Origin of the sequence: uncultured Dysosmobacter sp. (assembly GCF_947631165.1) — a bacterium.
GTDB lineage: Bacteria > Bacillota > Clostridia > Oscillospirales > Oscillospiraceae > Oscillibacter.
The window spans coordinates 61,115-78,010 of record NZ_CANRKH010000002.1; the positions used below are offsets into that span (position 1 = coordinate 61,115).

The 16,896-nt window shown below is 52.6% G+C and carries 20 protein-coding genes and 4 pseudogenes; 8 read left to right on the forward strand and 16 right to left on the reverse strand.

Features of this window, described 5'->3' with window-relative positions; all coding sequences use genetic code 11:
• Window positions 1-299: 299 nt before the first annotated feature.
• From Q0Z69_RS01485 to Q0Z69_RS01505, 6 genes and pseudogenes are all read right to left on the reverse strand, one after another.
• Entirely contained in the window at window positions 300-569 is a 270-nt protein-coding gene (locus Q0Z69_RS01485; protein ID WP_367272195.1) for a tyrosine-type recombinase/integrase, read from the reverse strand.
• Window positions 570-687: 118 nt separating this feature from the next.
• Window positions 688-1,305: a tyrosine-type recombinase/integrase gene (locus Q0Z69_RS01490; RefSeq protein ID WP_298029160.1), complete on the reverse strand. Its 618-nt coding sequence runs from the start codon at window positions 1,303-1,305 to the stop codon at window positions 688-690.
• A 211-nt stretch (window positions 1,306-1,516) separates the two neighbouring features.
• Window positions 1,517-1,816, reverse strand: a complete 300-nt coding sequence (locus tag Q0Z69_RS01495; RefSeq protein WP_298029162.1) for an integrase DNA-binding domain-containing protein — start codon at window positions 1,814-1,816, stop codon at window positions 1,517-1,519.
• 69 nt (window positions 1,817-1,885) lie between these two features.
• Window positions 1,886-2,026 (reverse strand): annotated as a pseudogene (locus Q0Z69_RS16820) (excisionase); the annotation flags it as partial.
• Between the two features lie 69 nt (window positions 2,027-2,095).
• Complete coding sequence (locus Q0Z69_RS01500) at window positions 2,096-2,572, reverse strand: ParM/StbA family protein (protein ID WP_298029166.1); 477 nt, start codon at window positions 2,570-2,572, stop codon at window positions 2,096-2,098.
• A gap of 466 nt (window positions 2,573-3,038) precedes the next feature.
• Window positions 3,039-3,245: a hypothetical protein gene (locus Q0Z69_RS01505; RefSeq protein ID WP_298029168.1), complete on the reverse strand. Its 207-nt coding sequence runs from the start codon at window positions 3,243-3,245 to the stop codon at window positions 3,039-3,041.
• Window positions 3,246-3,493: 248 nt separating this feature from the next.
• On the opposite strand from Q0Z69_RS01505, the gene Q0Z69_RS01510 reads away from it, so the two are divergent.
• Window positions 3,494-3,715: an Arc family DNA-binding protein gene (locus tag Q0Z69_RS01510; RefSeq protein ID WP_298029170.1), complete on the forward strand. Its 222-nt coding sequence runs from the start codon at window positions 3,494-3,496 to the stop codon at window positions 3,713-3,715.
• Between the two features lie 79 nt (window positions 3,716-3,794).
• On the opposite strand, the pseudogene Q0Z69_RS01515 reads toward Q0Z69_RS01510, so the two are convergent.
• The 3 genes and pseudogenes from Q0Z69_RS01515 to cysK all read right to left on the reverse strand — a co-directional run.
• Window positions 3,795-4,019: pseudogene (locus Q0Z69_RS01515) on the reverse strand (pyridoxal 5'-phosphate synthase glutaminase subunit PdxT); the annotation flags it as partial.
• Window positions 4,020-4,059: 40 nt separating this feature from the next.
• Window positions 4,060-4,479: pseudogene (locus tag Q0Z69_RS01520) on the reverse strand (pyridoxal 5'-phosphate synthase lyase subunit PdxS); the annotation flags it as partial.
• A gap of 124 nt (window positions 4,480-4,603) precedes the next feature.
• A complete protein-coding gene (gene cysK / locus Q0Z69_RS01525) occupies window positions 4,604-5,536 on the reverse strand; it encodes a cysteine synthase A (protein ID WP_298029172.1) in 933 nt (310 codons plus the stop codon).
• 241 nt (window positions 5,537-5,777) lie between these two features.
• Here cysK and Q0Z69_RS01530 point away from each other — a divergent pair, with 241 nt between their 5' ends.
• The 6 genes from Q0Z69_RS01530 (at window position 5,778) to Q0Z69_RS16825 (ending at window position 8,337) form a co-directional block, all read left to right on the forward strand.
• Window positions 5,778-6,209 carry an Rrf2 family transcriptional regulator gene (locus Q0Z69_RS01530; protein ID WP_298029174.1) on the forward strand — a complete coding sequence of 144 codons (432 nt, stop codon included), beginning with the start codon at window positions 5,778-5,780 and terminating at the stop codon, window positions 6,207-6,209.
• An 80-nt stretch (window positions 6,210-6,289) separates the two neighbouring features.
• Complete coding sequence (locus Q0Z69_RS01535) at window positions 6,290-6,766, forward strand: lipoyl protein ligase domain-containing protein (RefSeq protein WP_298029176.1); 477 nt, start codon at window positions 6,290-6,292, stop codon at window positions 6,764-6,766.
• A complete protein-coding gene (locus Q0Z69_RS01540) occupies window positions 6,763-6,960 on the forward strand; it encodes a hypothetical protein (protein WP_298029178.1) in 198 nt (65 codons plus the stop codon). The genes Q0Z69_RS01535 and Q0Z69_RS01540 overlap by 4 nt, the downstream gene beginning before the upstream one ends.
• Window positions 6,961-6,994: 34 nt before the next feature.
• A complete protein-coding gene (locus Q0Z69_RS01545; protein WP_298029180.1) occupies window positions 6,995-7,177 on the forward strand; it encodes a hypothetical protein in 183 nt (60 codons plus the stop codon).
• Between the two features lie 48 nt (window positions 7,178-7,225).
• Entirely contained in the window at window positions 7,226-7,432 is a 207-nt protein-coding gene (locus tag Q0Z69_RS01550) for a hypothetical protein (RefSeq protein WP_298029182.1), read from the forward strand.
• A gap of 329 nt (window positions 7,433-7,761) precedes the next feature.
• A complete protein-coding gene (locus tag Q0Z69_RS16825) occupies window positions 7,762-8,337 on the forward strand; it encodes a hypothetical protein (RefSeq protein ID WP_367272197.1) in 576 nt (191 codons plus the stop codon).
• Here Q0Z69_RS16825 and Q0Z69_RS01560 read toward each other — a convergent pair.
• Both Q0Z69_RS01560 and Q0Z69_RS01565 read right to left on the reverse strand, forming a co-directional pair.
• Window positions 8,298-9,131, reverse strand: a complete 834-nt coding sequence (locus tag Q0Z69_RS01560) for a S9 family peptidase (protein WP_298029184.1) — start codon at window positions 9,129-9,131, stop codon at window positions 8,298-8,300. The genes Q0Z69_RS16825 and Q0Z69_RS01560 overlap by 40 nt on opposite strands.
• Window positions 9,132-9,146: 15 nt before the next feature.
• Window positions 9,147-10,406 (reverse strand): dicarboxylate/amino acid:cation symporter, encoded by a 1,260-nt coding sequence (locus Q0Z69_RS01565; protein ID WP_298029186.1) that lies wholly within the window; start codon window positions 10,404-10,406, stop codon window positions 9,147-9,149.
• A gap of 138 nt (window positions 10,407-10,544) precedes the next feature.
• Between Q0Z69_RS01565 and Q0Z69_RS01570 the strand changes: the two are divergent.
• Window positions 10,545-10,721: pseudogene (locus tag Q0Z69_RS01570) on the forward strand (IS3 family transposase); the annotation flags it as partial.
• 110 nt (window positions 10,722-10,831) lie between these two features.
• Here the strand turns inward: Q0Z69_RS01570 and Q0Z69_RS01575 are convergent.
• The 5 genes from Q0Z69_RS01575 to Q0Z69_RS01595 all read right to left on the reverse strand — a co-directional run bounded on the left by Q0Z69_RS01575 (window position 10,832) and on the right by Q0Z69_RS01595 (window position 16,895).
• Window positions 10,832-11,860: an aldose epimerase family protein gene (locus Q0Z69_RS01575; RefSeq protein ID WP_298029188.1), complete on the reverse strand. Its 1,029-nt coding sequence runs from the start codon at window positions 11,858-11,860 to the stop codon at window positions 10,832-10,834.
• 5 nt (window positions 11,861-11,865) lie between these two features.
• Window positions 11,866-13,323, reverse strand: a complete 1,458-nt coding sequence (locus Q0Z69_RS01580; protein WP_298029190.1) for an aldehyde dehydrogenase — start codon at window positions 13,321-13,323, stop codon at window positions 11,866-11,868.
• Window positions 13,310-14,833, reverse strand: coding sequence for a sugar ABC transporter ATP-binding protein (locus tag Q0Z69_RS01585; RefSeq protein WP_298029192.1), 1,524 nt, complete (start codon window positions 14,831-14,833; stop codon window positions 13,310-13,312). Before Q0Z69_RS01585 ends, Q0Z69_RS01580 begins: the two co-directional genes overlap by 14 nt.
• A gap of 12 nt (window positions 14,834-14,845) precedes the next feature.
• Window positions 14,846-15,805, reverse strand: a complete 960-nt coding sequence (locus Q0Z69_RS01590) for an ABC transporter permease (RefSeq protein WP_298029194.1) — start codon at window positions 15,803-15,805, stop codon at window positions 14,846-14,848.
• A 73-nt stretch (window positions 15,806-15,878) separates the two neighbouring features.
• Entirely contained in the window at window positions 15,879-16,895 is a 1,017-nt protein-coding gene (locus tag Q0Z69_RS01595) for a substrate-binding domain-containing protein (RefSeq protein ID WP_298029197.1), read from the reverse strand.
• Window position 16,896: the final 1 nt, after the last annotated feature.

Below are 16,896 nucleotides of genomic sequence, written 5' to 3' on the forward strand. Positions count from 1 at the left end.
GCGTCCCATAAAGAAACGCCCCTACCGGTCGCGGTAGAGGCGGTATCTTTCCCGTCGGCGGGTGGAAATCCGACTCGGCTCCGCCCGCACCGCCGGTTTTCAAGTCTGCAAAGCCTGAAAGATACGGGTCTCCTCAGTCCAGGGGCTTCATGGTGGGGAATTGTTTTGCTATGGTGCATGCCGTTACATAAGTTATCAAATCATAGCTGTTCATAGCAGTTTCCTCAACTTTCTTGGCACATTGTTACTTAGTGTTGCACAGTGTGTTCCGTGATTTATCGTAAATTTTGTCGTAAAATTCAACTGATCTTAATTTTGCCCTCAAGGTAAGCAAACGACTCCATCTTCTTTTCTTTCGTGGCCTCGCTATACACGTCCATCGTAGTTTCGATGTTTCGATGCCCCATGATTTCTTGGATGATCTTGATATTTGTCTCGTTCTCGCAAAGCCTTGTGCAAAAGGTGTGCCGTAGGTTATGGACAGAGAAATGCGGAAGTTGGACTGCACCTTTTTCTGTTGCCTCGATGTTATAGTCTCGGATGATACGCCAGATAGCCCGATTTACCAAATGTGGAATAAGAACTTCTTGGAAACGATTCTGAAAGATAAAGCCGGAATAATCATCTATCTCAGGCCGTGTAAAACCATGTCCATCTGCTTCAGCCTTTCGTCCAGCAAGGCCCGCTTCACATCATCAAACATTGGATGATACGAATACCAGCCTTAGTTTTTGGTGCTGTGATGTGTATTTCCATGTTCTTGGCCTCTGTGACCCGATGTATGAGGTTGTGGTTTACATTAATAATCTTACCCCTAAAGTCACAGTCCTCCCAACGGAGGCCAAGACACTCTCCGATTCTCATTCCCGTGCCAAGCAACACTGTGAATAAATTTGACCAATGGCTGTAGGTTGGAGACTGTGCCACAAAATCAACGAATGCTTCCTGCTCAGGAATTGTCAGTGCGTGACGCTTTGGTTTCTCCCAGTCATGGCTCTTCTTAATCTCAGCTATCACTCCGTCAGTAGGATTAATTCGAATATAACCATCCTTAACCGCTACATTAAATACTGGATGCAAGATTGTTTGAATAATCTCGACGCTGTTTGGCTTAAATCCGTGTTTCTGCAACTCACCATAGAATTTCTTTATGTCGCTATATCTGATACTGGCGATATCTTGCATCCCAATATTGTCTTTGATGTACTTTTCGTACATATATTTATAGTTTGTTCGAGTAGATGCCTTGAGTTCATACTTGGTTGCGATATAGTCTTCCCAGAAGTCGTTACCCTCAGTGGACAAAGGGCAACACGCCTGCCGGCGGCTAAAATCAACGTTGGCAGCGTCATCGTCCTAGGTGGGCGTCAGCCCACCGTCGTCCTCTTCCTTGCCAGCACCGATTTTTTCTCGCTGGCAGGTCCTTTGGAGTTTTTCAGGAGCAGATTCAGCGGCTGGCAAGGCAGACGAGGCAGCCGGGCTGCCGCCCGGCAACGAGGATAACGCCGCCAGCCGCTTAAGATGCCCTGAAAAACCGCGTTGCCCTTTGTTCACTGAGGGTAAGAGTCATTCTGGTGGCAACAAACGAGTTGATACCATCTTGCGTGTCTCGGAGCACCTTTGCCTCCATATCCCTGAGTGCTTCGCAGGCGCGTTTCTTTGGTGGCAGCTTGTCAGTTGAAACTAATCTCCAGCTATATAGGCTTCTTCGCACCCCTTCCGCGTCCACATACTTGTACTCATACTTTCCGTCGGCACGCTGGCTCTCCCCTGTTCTCAGGAGACGGCCCTTATTGTCTCGTCTCTTTTCTGACATGGATACTCCTTTCAGAAAAGGACATGGTAAAGCTTGAGTATTATATCATGCCCTTTATTGGATTTCAAGTCAAATAGAATCACATTCATCAAGGTACTCTTCTAACCTTTTGCGGCGGATAAGCTGACGGTTTTCATTCCACACAGACAAATTTTTGTCGGGATTGTGATCAAGAAGATCTCGAAGTTTGTGTTCACCGATACCGAAATACTCCGCTGCTTCTCATACTGTTAGCATATATCGTTCCCCTAGTGGGGTCTGCCTCATTTCTTTCATAATCTATATGATGAACTCCGCTTTAGCCACCTGGGGCGACTCCTCAAAGAAGGGACGGAAGAGAGCCGCACCGCCGCCCATAAAGACGGCGGGAGTAGCCCGCAGGTCTACCTGGAGTTCCCGGAGCTTATCCAGAATACCGGCGGCATAACTCTTCTTCACGGTAGAGCGAATGGTCTCCCGCACATCGTCCGGCAGGATGGTGGACCGCCCCTGGATCACATCGGCAATATGGTCGTCGTCGATCTTAATGTCGTGCAGGGCGCTGACCCGACCGATGATCCCGTCGGACATGGGGATCACACCCAGCTCCAGGCTCCGGCACACCTGCATATCCGGCTGGATCCCACGCAGGAGCAGCACATCGGTAGTAAAGCCGCCGATATCCACTACAAAGGTGCGGGGATTCTGCCGGATGGCCTGGGCCTGAGGTACCACCGCAGCATACGCCTGGGGGTAGACCAGGATCTGACGGATCAACAGACAGATCGGGACGCGTTGTAGACGAACTTGACGCTGCCGCGCTTGAAGTACCCGAGCAGTTCCGCAGCTCGTAGTGCTCCGGGGGCAGGCCAATGGCCAGTTCCGCCTCCACCAGGGGCTGAAGTGCATTGATCCGCTGCAGTTCCTTGGCGATGGCGAACAAGGTCAGCACAAAAAAGCGATCATCCTTGGTCGTATCCCGCATATAGGGGATGCGTTCCCCCGACAGCGTCCAGTAGGTACCGCCAAACTCCAGCACGTCCATCTCCACCGGGGGCTTCACCGGGTAATCGGTCAAGCCGGAGGTAAACACGAAGTTGGGGGTCTTGATGGCGGAATTTCCGTGGTCAATGGCAAACAGCATTACAATCACTCCTGTTTCATTCAGATACCACCCTTGGTAAAATGAAGGACCGTTTACCTGCTGTACCTGGTAAACGGTCTGAAGTGACAGTATTCGATTTTAGACGTGTAAAGCAAATATGCTTTTTTTGCCGATATGCAAGGCCGGGAAGCAAGTTTTTCCCCAAGGAAGCGCAAAATGTCCTCTTGCTGTATAAACGATCTTGTCAGGACTTTTGATTGCCAGAAGGTTTATTTTGCGCCTGTCTTCTTCCAGTGCCACAGTTTCCAAAATACCTTTTCCACGGGCGAACAACACATGGAACAACTTTTCCACATCCTTCGCAGAAATCATTCAGTAAAACAACATCCGCCTCGGTGAGATGTGTCCTGTCCATTTTGTTCAGACAATCCAGGCAAAATTCGGTCATTTATACTCTCCCCTTATCTCTGGATATTCGACACTACAGTCAGGTGGTTGTCCACCTCTTTATTATAAGATGTTGTCCACCTGTTGTCAAAATGACATTCACCCGGAGTTTTTGGATACAATAATAAAATAGAGGGGGGATAGATATGCCAAATGGCCTGCACAAAAATTCGCACTATGCATTACGGATTCCTGAGCTGACGATGGATAAGCTGAAATATATTGCCGCTTATAATGGCCGTTCCGCGAATAAGGAGATTGAACAGCTGATTCTTGCGCATATCGCCGCCTTTGAGGATAAGTTTGGTGAAATAGTGCTGACAGCGGACGATTATGGATTCATCAGAAAGCGAAATAAAAAAGAATAAAACGCAACTGTTCTGAGGGCGGTGCCGCAAGCACAGCCCTCTTTTCTTTATCTCCCAGTAGTCCTTGACCGAGCCTTTTGACCGGCAGGCCCGCTTGAATGCGCTCTCGCAGCAACTGAAACAATCCCAGATCCCGTAACAGCTTACCCATGGCGGTACTCTCTCCGCCGGGGAGAATCAGCCCGTTCAAAGGCTGTTCCAGATCCCGGGGCTGGCGAATCTCAAAGTGCTCTGCGCCAAGGCGCTCCAGCATGGCGGCATGTTCCACAAAAGCGCCCTGCACAGCCAGAATCCCAACCGCCATTTCACTTGCCCCGCTCCGCCATCAAAAGGGCAATTTCATTTTCGTTGATGCCGACCATGGCCTCGCCCAGATCCCGGGCACCGCAGACGAAGGGCACCTGGAACTGCGTCTTGTCGATGTGGTACACGTCATCGGCGGGGGACAGAACTTCGCTCTCGTCAATGTAGTCAATCTCAATGGCTTCCAGAATTTGAGCCTCCACAAAGTGGCCGATGCGGCACTTGGCCATGACGGGAATGGACACCGCCTCTTGAATACCACGGATCATCTTGGGATCGCTCATGCGGGACACACCCCCGGCAGCTCGGATATCGGCAGGGATGCGCTCCAGCGCCATAACAGCACAGGCTCCTGCGGCCTCAGCAATCTTAGCCTGCTCCGGCGTAGTAACATCCATGATGACACCGCCCTTAAGCATCTGCGCCAGTTCTTTGTTTAAATCGTATCTTGTTTTTTCCATTTCTATCACTCCCAAAGGTAAATTGAACCTAACGTAAGATATGGATTGGTTAATTTCGATAAGGTCACAAGATATAAAGAAAGGGGCGCCGCGCTATGCGGCGCCCCTTCATAAGTAATACAATTCAATCCGCAAACAGCGGCGTGGAGAGGTAACGGTCTCCGGTGTCGGGAAGCAGGGCCACAATGGTCTTTCCCTTGTTCTCCGGCCGTTTGGCAAGCTCAATGGCCGCCCAGACCGCCGCGCCGGAGGAAATGCCCACCAGCACGCCCTCCGCCTTTCCGATCTTCTTACCGGTCGCAAAGGCGTCGTCGTTTTCTACGGCGATGACCTCATCGTAGACCTTCGTATTCAGCACATCCGGTACAAATCCGGCGCCGATTCCCTGGATCTTGTGGCTTCCCGCATGGCCCTCGCTGAGAACGGGAGAGTCCTTGGGTTCCACGGCCACGACCTTCACCTGCGGGTTCTGGCTCTTGAGATATTCGCCCACACCGGTGACGGTGCCGCCGGTTCCGACGCCCGCCACGAAGATATCCACCTTGCCGTCGGTGTCCTCCCAGATTTCAGGGCCTGTCGTGGCCTTGTGGACGGCGGGGTTGGCGGGATTGACGAACTGGCCGGGGATAAAGCCGCCCGGGATCTCCTTTGCCAGCTCATCAGCCTTTGCAATGGCCCCCTTCATGCCCTTGGCACCCTCGGTCAGCACCAGCTCCGCGCCATAGGCCTTCATCAACTGACGGCACTCCACGCTCATAGTCTCGGGCATGACAATGATGATGCGGTAGCCCCGGGCGGCGGCCACTGAGGCCAGACCGATACCGGTATTGCCGGAGGTGGGCTCGATGATGACAGAGCCGGGTTTCAGCAGGCCTTTTTCCTCGGCGTCGTCGATCATTGCCTTGGCGATACGATCCTTCACGCTGCCTGCGGGATTGAAATACTCCAGCTTGCCCAGGATCTTCGCCTCCAGTCCCTCTTCCTGCTCAATGTGGACCAGCTCCAGCAGCGGAGTCTTGCCGATCAGCTGGTCGGCGGATGTATAAATCTTGCTCATGATCAATTCCTCCCGAATGATAATAAAAATATGATGATACTGAATAGCAAATGGACCTAATCAACATCGCCAACATCGGAAGGCTGTGGGATATTTCATTCAAATACCCACCTTTCATATAGGTTAATATGGATTATATGCTTTTATTCAGCCAATGTCAAGAGCTTTTCGGAAAAAATTTGTATTGATTCCCTATTTACCATGTTTTATAATAGGTTTTATTATTAGAGGAGGTGCAACTGTGCTGATTTCAACAAAGGGCCGCTACGCCCTGCGGGTCATGACCGACCTGGCGGAGCATCCGTCGGAAGGGTATGTCCCACTGAAGGAAATTGCAGAGCGGCAGGAGATTTCAGAAAAATATCTGGAAGCCATCATTAAGATTCTGGTGAAGGCCAGACTGCTGAACGGCCTTCGGGGCAAGGGCGGCGGATATAAACTGACAAAAGACCCTGAACAATATACTGTTGGCAGTATCCTGCGACTGACAGAGGACTCTTTGGCTCCGGTGACCTGTCTGGAGGCACACGCCGATGCCTGCCCCCGGGCGGCGGAGTGCCGCACACTGCCGGTATGGCAGGGGCTGGACAAGGTCATCAACGACTATCTGGATCATATCACGCTGGCGGACTTGACTCACCCTGACAGCGCTGGGAACGACTACGTGATCTGATTGGAAACAGGGGGCTGAACTTGTGGACCTTCCGCAATGACTCACATGATCCGTTTTATAACCAGGCGTTTGAGGAGTACGTGTTTCAGACATTTCGGGATGACGATATCTTCTTTCTCTGGCAGAACTCCCCTGCCGTGGTAGTAGGCAGCTATCAGAATATCTGCCGCGAGGTTCGGGTGGAGACGCTGCAAAAGCTGGGTATCCCCGTGGTTCGGCGGTTGTCCGGCGGGGGCACGGTCTACCATGACCTGGGCAATATCAATTACACCTACATCATCCGGCAGGAAGAGCTTGCGGACTACGACCGCTGTCTCCGGCCGGTGATCGATGCGCTGAACGCTATTGGTGTGCCGGCTCGGAAAAATCGCACCTGCGACATCGCCATCGGGAGCAAAAAATCTCCGGAAGCGCCCAGCGTGCCGCTGGGGACAGAGTCCTGCACCATGGGACACTGCTGTTTCAGTCTGACCTCACGGTGTTGGACCAGATCACTACCCACCACAAAAACGAATGTTTCCGGTCCAGGGGGACGGTTTCCGCCATCTGTCCGGTGACCAACATCCGGGACCATCTGGACACGCCCATGACGCTGGATGAATTTCGGGACAGGCTGTTAGACCAGATGGTGGCCGCCAACGATCCACATATAACACTGTCTCCTGAGCAGAGAAAAGAGGTCTGCCGCCTGCGGGACGAAAAATACCGCAGTTGGGAATGGATCTGGGGCAGGACACCCGCGTTCTCCTAAGAAAACAGGTTTTTTTGCCGGTTTTCCCATCCACGTGCCCTACGAGGCCAAGCGGGGCATCGTATCCAACGCTGTGATAGCATGCGCCGCCGTGGAGGATGAACAGGCCGCCGCCCGGCTTTTGAGCGGACAGCGCCTCGACCCGGAGGGCTTTGCGGCGGTCTGCCGCGACTTGGCAGGAGACCAGGCGGAGGAATTGATGGATTGGCTGATGTAACGCCCGCTCATATGAAAGACTGTGTCAAACGCGGAGGAGCATGAAATTATGAGTAAATACAAGGCTCTGTGGGACTACATTCAGAAAAATGGAATCCATTCTTTTAAGTTGACATTTGCGGAAATACAAAATATCGCAGGCATCCCAATAGATCACTCTTTCTTGAAGTATAAAAAAGAACTGACAGACTATGGCTATCAGGTTGGCAAAATATCTATGAAGGAACAGACCGTTATTTTCAATAAGATAGATTGATTGCTTTTTGAACCCACGGCTGCTATATTGAACCAACGTATGCCATAAATGCGGATGGAAGCAAGTTTTTACCACGAAATGTTTGAAGCTTGCAGCATTCCATCCCGATATTCAACGGGTTCTATCGCTGCAGACATTTCCGCTGCATTTGCTTTCACAATATAGCCTTATCATCAGAAAGGATCATGTAATAATGGAAAAGAACTTACCATACCGAAGCTGCGTCCGGACATGGAATCCGGCGTTCTGTGCGCCTGGCTGAAGGAGGAGGGCGATGAGGTGGTCGTGGAGGCCCAGGTCGCCGTCCTGGAAACGAAGTGAGCGATGCCATGGAAAAGAAACCTGAGTGGCTGAAGGTCCGCTATAGTCAGGAGGCCGTCGCAGAGGTGGCGAAGCTGATGCGGGATTTGAACTTGAACACCGTGTGCAAGGAGGCCAACTGCCCTAATCTGGGAGAGTGCTACCGCCAGCACACCGCCACCTTTATGATCCTGGGCAGCGTCTGCACCCGGAACTGCCGCTTCTGCAATGTCACCACCGGCCATCCCCTGCCGCCGGACCCGGAGGAACCCATGAATGTGGCGAGGGCCGCTAAAAAGCTGGGCCTGCGCCATGTGGTGCTGACTTGTTTCACCAGGGACGATCTGCCTGTCCCCATGGCCCCGGAGGAGTTTAAAGCCCACATGATCCGCTGCATCATGGGCGGCAGCGGTGCTGCCTATGAGGTGACGGCAGAGGATGACGCCCGCATCCGGCAGATCGCTGTGGAGAAGTTTGACAGCTGGGAGCATACTTATGGTGCCGACCCCAAGTTTAATATGGAACGCACCAGCCGCTTTGAGGGCAGCAGGCGGGTCCTTTTTCCCTATTCAGTTTGCAGTTTTCTCAGGTACGCAATGACCTGATCTGCTACCGCAAGCCGGTAATCGGAAAAGAAGTGGTCTGTCTGGTAGCTGACAGTCTGAAATTGCCTGCCGCCCGCGCCCTCGATCGCACGGCCAAGGGGTGTGCAGTGCTGTGCCGGCGGCGTGTAGATGTCCAATGTCCCTGCCACACACAAAAGCGGTTTTTCCGCCAGCCGGTCTGCAACATTTTCCAGGCGGAAAGCTTCCCTGTTTTCTTCAACTTCCTGCAAAAGCATCTCTCCTGTCGTGCCGGTCAGCCACTGAGCACTGTCATCAAAAATCTCCCGGACCATTTGATATGCCTGTGGGTCCTCGCATGCGATCAACGGCAAACGGCCGATATCGCAGGGCATCAACAGCACAGCACCTTTGATCTCCAATCGTGTCGCTGTCAACTGGCCGCAGACAAAGCCGCCCATGCTGTGGCCCACAGCGTAAATATGAGCCTTGTCAAAACCGTAGGTCTCGTCCGCCAAAATATAGTCCAGCACGGTACCGGCGTCCTCCAGGTCGTTTTTCAGAGAGTAGATCCCGTCACTGCCCCAGCTGCCGCTGTAATGAAAGGTCATCACGTGGAAGCCTGCCCGGCGGAGGGCATGTGCCAAATCAAAGTTCCGCTCACAGCCGGGAATCCCGTGGAGCAAAAGGACCGTGGGATGCGGCCCGGCTCCTCCCGCAGTATAAAGGACAGAGAAGAGACGGCCCCGTTTTCCGGGGATGAGAATGCCGTGGACATTCGGCCGGTCGGCACACTCCCCATAGTGGATCTCTGTACATCGTGCGTTATTGTTCATCGCGGTATTCTCCCCTCAGCTCTTGGCTTCCTGCTTGTTCAGGTCCTTCTTGTACCAGTCCTTTCCGTACAGGAAGCGTGTTACCAGCATGGAGGCCACAGTGTCACCGCAGGAGTTGATGAGGGTGCAACCTGCGTCAAAGAGCTGGGTCATCATCAGCAGCACGGGCAAAGCGATGGAGGGGAAGCCAAAAGCAGAGATCACCATGGTCTCCATGGCAGCGCCGCCTCCAGGTACGGAGGAAACAGCCACGGAACCGGCCACCGCGATAACTAGGGCGAACACAAAGTCACCAATATTGTTCAGCGGATGACCGAACAGGGCGCAGCAGAGGACGATCTCATAGATGGTGGCAATGCAGGCTCCGTCCATATGGCAGGTGGCGCCCACCGGGACTACCACGGAGCTGACCTCCCTGGGGACCCCCAGCTTGTCGCAGGCATCCAGCTGCAGGGGAAGCGTGGCGGCGGAAGAACGGGTGCCCAGCGCCGTCAGGGCCGGGGTCAGGATGTTTTTGAAGAAATTTCTCACGCCCCAGGACCCGGCCGCCAAAAAGGCGTACAGGGCAAGAAACGCAAAGAAGTACACGATAGCCGCGGGATAGTAGATCAGCAGCCCCCGGGCATAGCTCTTGAGCAGGTCAGGACCATAGGTGCCGGTCAGATTGGCGAAATAGGCCATCAGGCCCAGAGGCGCCAGCTTCATCAGCAGGGCTACCATCTTATAGAATACCAGGGACATATTGCTGAGCCAGGATGCCACAGGACGGCCCTGTTCTCCGAGAATAGAAACCGTAAGACCGAAGAAAACTGTAAAGACGATCAGGGCCAGAATATGGAATCTGGAGATGACCAGCGGAAAATCACTGACGGTAAAGGTATTGACGATCTGCTCACCGATACCCGCCGAGGCCGCTGCGGCGGCAGCCTCTCCGGACTCGATCTGTATGGAAGTATCCACCCCGAAGATGCCGGTGATGATAAACATATAGATGCCGGCGATAGCGGCGGTCACGATAAAGATGCCGATAGTCAGCACCAGCAGCTTGCCGACACGCTTGGTATCCGCGATGTTTGCGATGGAGCTGGAAATGGAAAAGAAGATCAGCGGCACCAGCAAAACAAACAGCAGGTTCAGCCAGATCTGGCCAATGGGGTAAAGAAAGGACGCTTTTTCTCCCAGAAGCAGCCCCAGAATGGCGCCCACAATGACAAATACGATCAGGATCAACGGTTCCCGGTAAGATGATCTCTTTTTTTCGATCTGTGTGCTCATAAGTATTCCCTCCATATTTACTTCAGTCTAACTCTTTGCTTGGCCTATATAATCATACTACAATAGTATGTTAATGGTTATTATACCATAAATTTCTAATAAATCAATAGAAACCTACTTTACTTATAGGAATACTTGGACTTCTTTGGCCTACTCAAGAGTGAACTTCTTTATTTGTAAACCTTTGAATCTGTGGAACACTTCAAGCAGGAACTTATTGATTATCTCGATTACTATAACCACCATCGCATCAAGGCAAAGCTAAAGGACTTGCCGCCTGCTCTTCACAGACAACAAGCCCTTTTGGCTGCTTAAACAATTTCCTTATCTCAATTTCAAATATTGTCTAACTTTTTGGGGGCACTTCAGAATGGGTCCCCGCTTTTATCCACGGGCAATTATTGAGCGTTTGCCTTTTATAGATCTTAGCGAAAGGAAAACCGTGTCTTTCGCTGATAGATTTTTCCTTGCGGCAATAACGGGGAGGGGAAGTGTGGAAAATGGATTGCATCGGGGTAAGTCTGCGTTTCCAAGCAGAGACCAGCAAAAGGCTGGTAAACCTCCCCGTTCTTACCAGTCAGACTGTTGTCCAGATAATTTCCGCTGTACACCTGTACACCGGGCTGATCACTTTCCACCCGCATAGTCAGCAACCCGTCAGAAGAGGTCACCTCGGCCACTGGGCCGAAGGTTCCCAAGGGCTTTTCCAGAACATAGTTGTGGTTGAAACCAGAGCCCTTTTTCATCTGGGAATCCTCTGCAAAGACACGATCCCCGATGCGGGCGCCTTGCCGACAGTCGAACGGGGTCCCCTCCACCGACAGGATGCGGCCAGTGCTGGAGCAGGCGTCATCGATTTCGGTAAAGGCGTTGGCATACAGCGTCAGGGTCTCATCCAAGATATTTCCTCTGTGGTCCTTTTCCAGATTGAAATAGCTGTGATGGGTCAGATTCACCACGGTATCGCGGTTGCTGACGGCCGTATAATCAATGCGCAGGGCCGTCTCAGTCAGGGAGAAGGTAATACGGGTATCCAACTGGCCAGGATATCCGCCGTCCCCGTCTGGACTCAGATAGCGCAGAGTCACAAAATCTTCCGCAGCATCCAGTACCTCAAAGGAAACGTTCCAGAAGCCGTGGGAACCACCGTGGAGGTGATTGGGCCCTTCGTTTGCCTCCAAAGAGAAGGCTTGCCCGCCGATATCAAAGGAAGCACCGCTAATGCGATTGGCGCAGCGGCCAATCACAGTGCCGATGTAAAAGCCCTGATCCAAATAGTCGGCGAAATCAGAAAAACCCAGGACAACATCTCTGGTCTTACCGGCCCGGTCCTTTACCTTCAGGCTTTGGAGGACACCGCCATAACTGAAAATCACAGCGGCAATCCGGCTATTTTCAAGTATGACGCGCTCCACCTTGCAGGCGTTTACACTGCCAATCTGTTCTCTCTTCATGGTGATCAGTGCATCCGCCACATGTTGTTTTTGACCTTCAGATACTCGTGGAGGCCATAGGATCCGTATTCACGGCCGCTGCCACTGTTCTTGTTGCCGCCAAAGGGACAAGCCATATGCATGCCATTGGGCAGGTTCACCCACACGGAACCGGCGTTCAGACGCTGGGCAATGCGGTAGCCCTTCTTCAGGTCCTCAGTGAACACATTGGCGCCCAGGCCGAACTCGGTGTCGTTTGCCAAGCGGATAGCATCCTCGATATCCTTATACTTGCAGACGCACAACACAGGGCCAAAGATCTCCGTGTGCCACACATCCATATCGGGTGTCACGTCCGTCAGGATGGTAGGCATGTAGTGGGGGGCACTGCCGCAGCCATTCTCTGTGTAGCGGTGGCCGCCGCAGTAAATCTTGGCGCCCTGCTCCACAGCGTGCTTCACGTGGGCGTCCACCTTCTGCAGGTGCTCCTCGCTGATTAGCACGCCCATACGGGTCTCATAGTCTAGGGGATCACCAATCTTAATCTGCTCGCACTTATGTTTCAGCATGGCCAGATATTCGTCGTAAACATCCTCATGAAGAATGACGCGGGTCATGGCACAGCAGACCTCACCCTGGTTGAAAGTAAAGCCCTCAATCTGGCAGGTGGTAGCGATGTCGATGTCTGCGTCAGGCTCCACAATTACGCCGCCTTTGCCGCCTAGTTCCAAAACCAGCTTCTTCATCACGGGGGAATCCGCAGACAGGTGCATCAACTTGCGGCCCACTTCCTCGGAACCGGTGAATCCGACGACATCGACCTCCCTATTGCTGACCAAGGCGTTGCCCACCAGGCTTCCCTGCCCGTGGATTACGTTCACGACACCCTTAGGGAAACCAGCCTCTTCAAAGACCTCGCCCATGATGGCGGCCGTGGTAGGTGTGATGGAGGACGCCTTGATAACGCAGGTGTTGCCGGCGGCCAGAGCAGGAGCCAGGCTGCGGGTCAGCAGGTGCAGGGGGAAGTTGAAGGGGGCAATAATGGCAGCCACGCCAAAGGGCTCATATGTCACAAAGTCAAAGTCACGATTGTTGATGTCACCCAAGGGGATCACATCACCCTTGATTTCTCTGCAAAGATCGGCAAAATACTCAAAGGCCCAGATGGAAACGCGAGTATCAAAATCATAGGTGTCAAACACCGGCTTGCCGGTCTCCATGGCTTCTACCTCAGCCATCTCCCGGCGGCGCCGCTTCATAATTTCCGCAGCCCTCCGTAGGTAATCGCTGCGGGTCTCGCCATCCAGCCCGGACCAGACGGGGAATGCATTCCGCGCCGCCTTGCAGGCCCGGTCCACATCTCCCAGAGTAGCGGAGGCAAAGCGGTTGACCTCTTCGCCGGTTGCCTTATGATAGGAAACAAAGGTCCTGCCATCCTCGGAGTCTACCCACTCATTATTGATATACAGCTTATACTCTTTCATGTTCTGTACCTCCCATATCGAAGGATGCCTGCATAATGGCATCCTGACTGAAATTCTCACGGTCAAACTCACCAGAGATTCTGCCGTTGTTGATGACTAAAATGCGGTCACAGATACCAAGGAGCTCCAACAGCTCAGAGGAAACCACAATCACCGCTACACCTTCGGCGGCCAAGGAATTGATAATGTTGTAAATTTCCACCTTCGCTCCCACGTCGATGCCGCGGGTAGGCTCATCCAGAATCATCACCTTGGGACCAGCTGCCAGCCACTTGGCGATGACACCCTTCTGCTGGTTGCCGCCGCTGAAATTTTTGATCTGACGCTCTGCATCCGCAGGGCGTATTTGCAGGTTCACGACATATTTGCCGGCAAGCTCGTCCCGCTTTTTCCTGTTCACATGGCCAAAATGGCAAATCTGGTCATGGTTGGGTAGGCAGATATTGTCTTTCAGACTCATGCCCAGAACGACGCCCTCCCGTTTGCGGTCCTCCGGCACCAGGGCAATGCCGGACTTTTTCGCCTGGCTGGGATTCTTAATCTGAACAGGCTTGCCCTCCATCAGGATTTCCCCGCTGTCAGGCTTGATGATACCGAAGATACTCTTCATAATCTCGGTCCGGCCGGCACCTACCAGGCCGGAAATGCCGAGAATCTCGCCCTTTTTTGCAGAAAAGGAGATATCCTGGTACATACCCTTTTTGCTCAGGTTCCGAACCTCAAGGGCCACCTCATTGGAGGCCTCCGTGATCTTGAGTGGGAAATAGTTGCCCAGCTCGCGGCCCACCATTTTGCTGACAATATAATCTTTTTCCGTGTCGTGGTTCTGATTGTTGATGGTCTCAATGATCTTGCCGTCCCGCAAAACCGTTATGCGGTCGCAGAGCCGGATGACCTCCTCCAGCCGGTGGGAGATATAGATGATGGACATGCCCTTGGTCTTCAGATTTTGAACGATTTCAAAAAGGCCCTCTGTCTCCCGCTCGGTCAAAACAGCTGTGGGTTCATCCATGACCAAGATGTCGATGTCGTCAAACACGGCTTTTCCAATCTCCACCAGTTGCTGCATGGCGACGCTCATATACTTGACTTTGGTCTGTAGGTCGAAATCACGGACGCCCAGCCGGGCCATGGCCTCGCCTGCCTGCTTCTCCATTTCACTCTTGCAGAGATGGCCCATTCCCTTGATCTTTTCGCGGCCCAGGAACATATTCTCAGCCACATCCAGCGTGGGTACAAGGTTGAATTCCTGATAGATTACGCCTACCTTGTTGGCGATAGCGTCAATTGGCTTTGTAATCACGGTTTTCTTGCCATTGATTTCGATTTCGCCTTCTTCCGGCACATAAACGCCGCCGAGAATCTTCATCAGGGTAGACTTGCCCGCGCCGTTTTCACCTACCAAGGCGTGCATCTCGCCGCGTCTCAACTCAAAATTTACATGATCCAGTGCAACCACGCCAAGGAAGCGTTTGGTGATGTCCTTCATTTTTAAGATCATGTCACTCATAAAGGCACCCCCTTATTTCCTTTTGGTGCGGGTATAGCTATCGAAAATGCAGACCACAATGATAATTGCGCCGACGACAACGGTCTGCCAGTACATATTCACGTTCAGAAGCACCAGCGCGTTTTTGATGACGCCCAGCAGCAGTGCGCCCAGAAGCGTGCCGATTATGGTGGCATCGCCGCCGGCCATAGAGGTTCCACCCACCACCGCTGCTGCTATGGAGTCCGTATCGAAATTCAGACCGGCGTTGGGGTTGCCCGCGTTCAGACGGCCCACCATGATTACACCGGCGATACCGGCCAGCAGGCCCGTCAACGTATAGACCATGGTCTTATAGCGTTTAACGTTGATACCAGATAACACGGCTGCTGTTTCGTTGCCGCCGATGGCGATTACTCGAGTTCCGAATCGTGTACTGTCCAGCAGGTATGCGGAAATCACCACCAGCACAATCATCACAACTGCCATAATGGGAACCGAGCCCCAGTAGCCATTGCCCAGCATCCAGACGAACTCGTTATCCAGTGCGATGGGGAATCCCTTGGTGATGATGTACGTTAGGCCGCGGGCTACATTAGCCATACCTAGGGTCACAATGAAGGGCGGCAGGTTAAACGTGGTGATAATCAGGCCGTTGATAAAGCCAACCAGCACGCTGGTCAGCAGTCCCAGGATGACTGCCGTCCAAGAGTTGATTCCTAGTTGGAAAAGCTTTGTCATCACAATACCGGCAAGGCCCAGCGAATAGCCGACAGACAGATCGATGCCGCCTGTTGCCAAAACAAAGGTCTGGCCGACGGCAATGATGCTGATCAGACTGATCTGCTTTAGCAGATTGAACAGGTTGTCCTCCGTCTTGAAGGTATCCGGCCGTGCCACGGACATGACAACAAAAATTCCAATCAAAATAAGCATCATGGTGCTTTCTCTTTTCAAAGCCAGTGCCTTTACAGCATTTTTTTTCTGGGTCATAATGTTCCTCCCTCAGAGATAACTGTAGCAGACAAGGGACACACCCTTGTCTGCTACAGCCGGTTACGCAATATTATTTTTCAACGTAGGACGGCTCATCGACATAGGTGTCAATGTTATTAATCGTAATCTCCACAGAACCGGTATCATTGTAGGCTTCCACGCTCTCGCCGTCGCACAGGGCGTTGAGCGTATCTATGATTTGCTCAGCCCAAGTGGTCTGTCTCTGGGCAACGATCGCCTTGATGTAACCATCGCGGACACCCTGTAGGTTGTCCTCCATGTCGTCGAAGGTCAAGATCAAGTGGTCGGGATCATCCTGCCAGCCCTTGGCCTTCCAAACAGAGGCAGCAGCGGGACCAGCAGTGGCATCGATACCAATCAGGGCATCAAAGTCGGGATGAGCCTGAATCATGTTTTCAGTGCAGGTAACGGCCTTCTGGGGATCGCCTTCGCTGGGCTGGGTGTCCACAACCTGGATGTTGGGATACTTCTCAGCTAGATATTCCTCGATGCCGCGAATGCGCTCATTCAGACTGAACTGGGTAGGCAGACCGGTCAGAATGACAATCTTGCCCTCGCCGTTGAGGTTCTTGCCGATGACCTCGCCCAGATGGCGACCAGCCTTGTAGTTATCAGTGCCGATGAAGGCCAGCGCATCGCTGTCGGGAGCCTCGGACTCAAAGCAGATAACCTTGATGCCTTTTTCAATTGCCTTATTGATGGTGGGAACCAGAGCGGAGGTGTCGGTGGGGCCAATAGCAATGCCGTCGACGTTCATGGAAATCAGATTTTCCATGATCTCAATCTGCTGCTGAGCATTCGAGGAATCGGGTGCCTTGGTAATAATAGTGCAGTTATTGGTCTTGGCATACTCCTCAGCATCGGCGCCGATGGGCTCGAAGAAAGGATGCACAATGGGATACACGATAGCAAACGTCCTTTGGGCCTCGCCAGTGGGCTCCTGGGTTTCCGTCTGACCGCCCTCGGGAAGCTTGCTTTCCGTCTGCTTCTGATTGCTGCATGCTACTAGAGACAGGATCATGCAAACGAGCATCAGACACGCAAGCAATCTCTTTGTGAACTTCATT

Excerpts from the sequence above, each read along its gene's own strand:
- Q0Z69_RS01495 (WP_298029162.1), bottom strand. The coding sequence starts at position 1,816 with ATGTCAGAAAAGAGACGAGACAATAAGGGCCGTCTCCTGAGAACAGGG.
- Q0Z69_RS01510 (WP_298029170.1), top strand. The coding sequence starts at position 3,494 with ATGCCAAATGGCCTGCACAAAAATTCGCACTATGCATTACGGATTCCT.
- cysK (WP_298029172.1), bottom strand. The coding sequence starts at position 5,536 with ATGAGCAAGATTTATACATCCGCCGACCAGCTGATCGGCAAGACTCCG.
- Q0Z69_RS01550 (WP_298029182.1), top strand. The coding sequence starts at position 7,226 with ATGAGTAAATACAAGGCTCTGTGGGACTACATTCAGAAAAATGGAATC.
- Q0Z69_RS16825 (WP_367272197.1), top strand. The coding sequence starts at position 7,762 with ATGGAAAAGAAACCTGAGTGGCTGAAGGTCCGCTATAGTCAGGAGGCC.
- Q0Z69_RS01560 (WP_298029184.1), bottom strand. The coding sequence starts at position 9,131 with ATGAACAATAACGCACGATGTACAGAGATCCACTATGGGGAGTGTGCC.
- Q0Z69_RS01565 (WP_298029186.1), bottom strand. The coding sequence starts at position 10,406 with ATGAGCACACAGATCGAAAAAAAGAGATCATCTTACCGGGAACCGTTG.
- Q0Z69_RS01575 (WP_298029188.1), bottom strand. The coding sequence starts at position 11,860 with ATGAAGAGAGAACAGATTGGCAGTGTAAACGCCTGCAAGGTGGAGCGC.
- Q0Z69_RS01580 (WP_298029190.1), bottom strand. The coding sequence starts at position 13,323 with ATGAAAGAGTATAAGCTGTATATCAATAATGAGTGGGTAGACTCCGAG.
- Q0Z69_RS01585 (WP_298029192.1), bottom strand. The coding sequence starts at position 14,833 with ATGAGTGACATGATCTTAAAAATGAAGGACATCACCAAACGCTTCCTT.
- Q0Z69_RS01590 (WP_298029194.1), bottom strand. The coding sequence starts at position 15,805 with ATGACCCAGAAAAAAAATGCTGTAAAGGCACTGGCTTTGAAAAGAGAA.
- Q0Z69_RS01595 (WP_298029197.1), bottom strand. The coding sequence starts at position 16,895 with ATGAAGTTCACAAAGAGATTGCTTGCGTGTCTGATGCTCGTTTGCATG.